The sequence below is a fragment of the Sulfitobacter sp. EhC04 genome (assembly GCF_001650875.1).
Taxonomy (GTDB): domain Bacteria; phylum Pseudomonadota; class Alphaproteobacteria; order Rhodobacterales; family Rhodobacteraceae; genus Sulfitobacter.
The window spans coordinates 1-5,326 of sequence record NZ_LXYI01000069.1 but is presented as its reverse complement, the minus strand read 5'-3'; the positions used below and the strand labels follow the sequence as shown (position 1 = coordinate 5,326).

Sequence of the window (5,326 nt, the reverse complement as noted above, 5' to 3'; positions counted from 1 at the left end):
CTTGACGAATGGTCATCGGAGTTCTCGACGCCGCTGCCCATGGGACTGGCCGCAATGGCTGCAGCACAGATCACCGCGCGCGATCTGGTGCTGGAGCCATCGGCTGGGACGGGCCTTCTGGCGGTCCTCGCAGAAATCGCGGGCGGCAGTCTCGCGCTGAACGAGCTTGCCGACACCCGCGCCGATCTTCTGCGCCGCCTGTTTCCGGGCCGACCCGTCACGGGCTTTGACGCGGCGCAGATCGACGATCATCTCGACGCGGACCTGCGCCCGAGCGTCATCCTGATGAACCCGCCGTTCTCGGTCGTGGCCAATGTCGATACCCGCACCACCGAGGCGACAGCCCGGCATCTGCGCTCCGCGCTTGCGCGTCTGGCTCCCGGCGGACGGCTGGTTGCCATCACGGGAGCGAGTTTCGCGCCCGACGCCCCTGCCTGGGCGGAAACCTTCGCCCGCCTGACCGAGACCGCGCATCTGGTTTTTACAGGTGCCGTGTCGGGTGCGGCCTTCGCCAAGCACGGCACGAGTTTCGAGACCCGTATCTCTGTCTTCGACAAATGCCGTGGCGGTGAGCGGGGCGGCATCATCGCCGATCTGGCACGCCCGATTTTGTCCGATGTGGCCAGCCTGCTGTCGCTGATCACTGCCCACGTCCCCCCGCGCCTCGCGCTGGACGCCCGAAGCCCTAGCGCGCACGTCCCCACTCCCCCCTTCCCGGGAAATCTTGCCCGCACCACGCGCGCAGCCATCAGCACATCGCGCGCCACGCCAGCAACACCCGCCACCAACACCGCTCCACAGATCGAGGCCGCAGACCTCGCCTATACCCTGCGCGATGCAACCGAGGACGGGGCCAGCACGCGCCTGTCGGATGCCATTTATGAGACCTTCCGGCTGCAGGCGATCGACATCCCCGGGGCGGAACCGCACCCGACCAAGCTGGTACAATCGGCGGCCATGGCTTCGGTCGCTCCCCCGAAACCCAGCTACCGGCCCAAGCTTCCAGCCGCCATCCTGCGCGATGGCCTTCTGTCCGACGCGCAGCTTGAGACCGTGATCTACGCGGGCGAGGCGCATTCCGCGCATCTTGCCGGGTCCTGGTGCGTGGATGAGACCGGCGATATGGTCTCTGCCGCCAAGGACGATGATCCCGACGCCATCCGCTTCCGCCGCGGCTTCTTCCTTGGCGATGGCACCGGGGCGGGCAAGGGCCGCCAGTCGGCTGGGATCTTGCTCGACAACTGGTGCCAAGGCCGCCGCAAGGCGCTCTGGATCTCGAAGAGCGACAAGCTGCTTGAGGACGCGCAGCGCGATTGGTCGGCGCTCGGCCAGGAGCGGCTGTTGGTGACGCCACTGTCGCGCTTTGCACAAGGCCGCGACATCCCGCTCTCCGAGGGCATTCTGTTCACCACCTATGCAACGCTGCGCTCCGAGGAGCGGGGCGCAAAAAAGTCCCGCGTCGATCAGATCGTCGACTGGCTGGGGGCGGATTTCGACGGGGTGATCCTGTTTGACGAAAGCCACGCCATGGCCAATGCCGCCGGAAGCAAGGGCGAGCGCGGTGATGTCACGGCCTCGCAGCAGGGCAGGGCTGGTCTGCGCCTTCAGCACAGGTTGCCCAATGCCCGCGTGGTCTATGTTTCGGCCACGGGGGCGACCTCGGTCCATAACCTCGCCTATGCGCAGCGCCTCGGTCTTTGGGGCGGCGAGGATTTCCCGTTCGCGACGCGCGGGGAGTTCGTCGAGGCAATCGAGGCTGGCGGCGTTGCCGCCATGGAGGTCCTTGCGCGCGATCTGCGATCCCTTGGTCTCTACACCGCCCGGTCGCTTTCTTATGACGGCGTCGAGTACGAGATGCTGGTTCATGCCCTCAGCCCGGAGCAGCGCGGCATCTACGATGCCTATGCCGGGGCCTTCGCCATCATCCACAACAACCTTGCGGCGGCGATGGAGGCCGCCAACATCACGGGCGACAGTGGCACACTGAACCGTCAGGCCAAGTCCGCCGCGCGCTCGGCTTTCGAGTCTGCCAAGCAGCGCTTCTTTGGCCATCTGCTCACTTCCATGAAAACCCCCACCCTGATCGCTGCCATCGACGCCGATCTCGCCGCGGGCCACGCGGCCGTCATCCAGATCGTCTCGACAGGCGAGGCGCTGATGGAGCGCCGCCTGTCGGACATCCCCACGGACGAGTGGAACGATGTGCGGGTGGATATCACGCCAAGAGAGGCTTGCCTGGACTACCTCGCCCATTCCTTCCCGGTGCAGCTCTATGAGCCGTTCACCGATAGCGAAGGCAACCTGTCCTCGCGGCCCGTCACGCGCGACGGCCAGCCAGTGGAATGTCGTGAAGCGGCGCGCAGGCGCGATGCGCTGATCGAGCATCTGGCCTCGCTGCCGCCGGTGCCCGGCGCGCTGGACCAGATCGTCCAGCGCTTCGGCACTGATCTGGTGGCGGAAGTGACAGGCCGCTCGCGCCGCATCGTGCGCAAGGGCGAAGGGCATGCGGCGCGCCTCGTGGTCGAATCCCGGGCGGGGTCTGCCAATCTCGCGGAAACCGCCGCCTTCATGGATGACCAGAAGCGCATCCTGATCTTCTCGGATGCGGGTGGCACCGGGCGCAGCTATCACGCCGATCTCGGGGCCAAGAACCAGCGCCTGCGGGTGCATTACCTCTTGGAACCGGGCTGGAAGGCCGATGCTGCCATCCAAGGCCTCGGGCGCACCAACCGCACGAACCAGGCGCAGCCGCCGCTCTTCCGCCCCGTGGCCACGGATGTGAAGGCGGAGAAGCGGTTCCTGTCGACCATCGCGCGTCGCCTCGACACGCTCGGGGCGATCACGCGCGGCCAGCGTCAAACCGGCGGGCAGGGGCTGTTCCGGCCCGAGGACAATCTGGAGTCTCCCTATGCCCGCGATGCCTTGCGCCAGCTTTACCGCCGCATCTATCGCGGCGATGTCGCGGGGTGCTCACTTGGCGCTTTCGAGGATGCCACAGGTCTCAGCCTGACCGATGACAATGGGCTGAAGGATGATCTGCCCCCGATCACGACCTTCCTCAATCGCCTGCTGGCGCTGACGATCGACATGCAGGCCGTGCTCTTCGCGGCCTTCGAGGAACTCCTCGACCAGCGAATCGAGGGCGCTATCGCTGCCGGGGTCTACGACCTCGGGCTCGAGACGCTGCGCGCCGAGAGCTTTCAGGTGACGGACGCACGGGTGATCTACACCCATCCCGGCTCCGGCGCGGAAACCCAGCTGCTGAGCATCGCGCAAAAGCAGCGCAATACACCGCTGTCACTGGCGGATGCGCTCGACTGGCTCGACGACCTAAAGGCACGCCTGCTGGTCAACAGCCGCTCGGGCCGGGCTGCCGTGCAGGTGCCCGCGACCAGCCTGATGCTGGACGATGGCACCATCGAACCCCGCCTGCGTCTGATCCGGCCGACCGAGGCGAGCACGGTTCCCGCGAAGATCATGGAGGACACCCATTGGCTGGAAGCCGACCGCACGGCCTTCGCCGCCGCATGGACCGCGGAACTGGCCGAGATGCCGGAATTCACGGAAACCACGATGCACATCGTCGCTGGCCTGCTGCTGCCGATCTGGAAGCAGCTCCCCCAGGATGAAACCCGCGTCTACCGGCTACAAACCGACGATGGCCAGCGCATCATCGGTCGCCGCGTCTCGCCGTCTTGGGTCGCGGCCACGCTGGCCGCTGACGCGCCGCAGCTGACAGCCGCACAGGTCCATGCCCTCGTTTTGGAGGGCAAGACCGTGGTGCGGCTGGTCGAGGGGATGGAGTTGCACCGGTCCCGCGTCATGGGGGTGAACCGGATCGAACTGTCGGGCTTTTTGGGTGCCGCCAAGGACCGGCTCAAGGCCGATGGGTTCTTCTCGGAGATCATCGCCTGGAAGCTGCGGCTATTCTGCCCAGCGGACTCGAGCGGCATCGCAGTGCTTGATCGTCTGCTTGCACGTTGTCCTGTGACAGGACTACATGCGCGCGGAGGGTGCTGAGCCATGTATTCCGAGACTGAAGATGTGATCCGCGCTCTGGCGGAAAACGCAGAGAGCGTGTGTCGCGCCTACCTTCCCGCCGGACGGCGGGAAGGGTCCTACTGGATCGTGGGCGATCTGAAGAACAACCCCGGTCGGTCGCTCTTCGTGCGGCTGGCAGGGCCTGCGTCTGGCCCGGGGGCGGCCGGAAAATTCACCGACGGCGCCACGGGTGAGCATGGTGATCTTCTCGACATCATCCGCGAGAGGACCGGGATCTCCCGCTTTCCCGATCTTCTCACTGAGGCCCGAGCGCATCTTGGCCGTCCCCAGCCGGTCCTCCCGAATAGGCCAGTGCCGAAGAAGGCCAAAGCCCCCGGTGGCACGCCAGCGGCGGCGGCGCGATTGTTTGCAGCCTCGGTGCCGGTCGCAGGCACGCTTGCCGACACCTACCTCCGCTCCCGAGGCATCACCCAAGGCGGCACGATGAGCGCGCTGCGCTTCCACCCGAAGTGCTGGCATCGGGATGAGGGCCAGACCCGGAGCATCCCCAGACCGGCGCTGATCGCTGCGGTCACCGATGGGGCAGGGGCCCTGCAGGGCGTGCATCGCACCTGGCTCGCACCTGACGGACAGAGAAAGGCGGCCGTCGAGACGCAGCGGCGTGCCATGGGTCACCTCCTGGGCAATGCCGTCAGGCTGACCCCGCATGACGACATCCTCGTCGTCGGCGAAGGCATCGAGACCATGCTGTCGCTCGTCGAAGCTGTGTCCGGCCTTCCCGTCTGGGCGGCGCTCTCCTCGGGTCACCTCGGGGCGGTCCTGCTGCCGGACGGGGTACAGCGCCTCTACATCGCCATCGACCGCGATCCGTCCGGTGAGCGCGCGGCAGAGAGGTTGAGCGCCAGAGCCCTTGATGCCGGGATTGCCGTACGGGTGCTGGAACCACGGCTCGGGGATTTCAACGATGATCTCCGGGCGAACGGCAAAGAGGCGCTGCGCCAGGATCTGGCGGGTCAGATCGGGCCAGAGGATCGGCATCGCCTATCCGGCTGAGCAGCATCGCGCAGGGGGCGGTCGGGGATAGCGGGGCAGGGGTCACGGTTCCCTGTCATGGTTCTGGACCGTCGCCTTCGCCTCTTCCCGGGTAAATCTCATCCACCCGTCCCCCGAGCGGCCTTCAAGAGATGGGCAGGCGGCCGTCAAAGGGGACGCCCCATCAAGGGCGGCAGGCAAGCTATTTCCGCCGCGGGGGACGAGCCCCCGCTTTGCATCGCGAAACAAATAGCTTGCCTGCCGCCCTCCTCCACATGCGTTCCGGCCCCGA

The 5,326-nt window shown here is 66.7% G+C and carries 2 protein-coding genes; both read left to right on the top strand.

The window, feature by feature from the left end; translation table 11 throughout:
• Positions 1–4,020: bifunctional class I SAM-dependent methyltransferase/DEAD/DEAH box helicase (locus A8B82_RS21025; RefSeq protein ID WP_067297025.1), on the top strand; the 4,020-nt coding region annotated here is incomplete at its 5' end.
• A 3-nt stretch (positions 4,021–4,023) separates the two neighbouring features.
• A complete protein-coding gene (locus tag A8B82_RS21020) occupies positions 4,024–5,055 on the top strand; it encodes a DUF7146 domain-containing protein (protein WP_067297023.1) in 1,032 nt (343 codons plus the stop codon).
• Positions 5,056–5,326: the final 271 nt, after the last annotated feature.

Bases quoted from the DNA above. Each gene is read 5' to 3' on its own strand.
- A8B82_RS21020 (WP_067297023.1), top strand. From the start codon at position 4,024: ATGTATTCCGAGACTGAAGATGTGATCCGCGCTCTGGCGGAAAACGCA.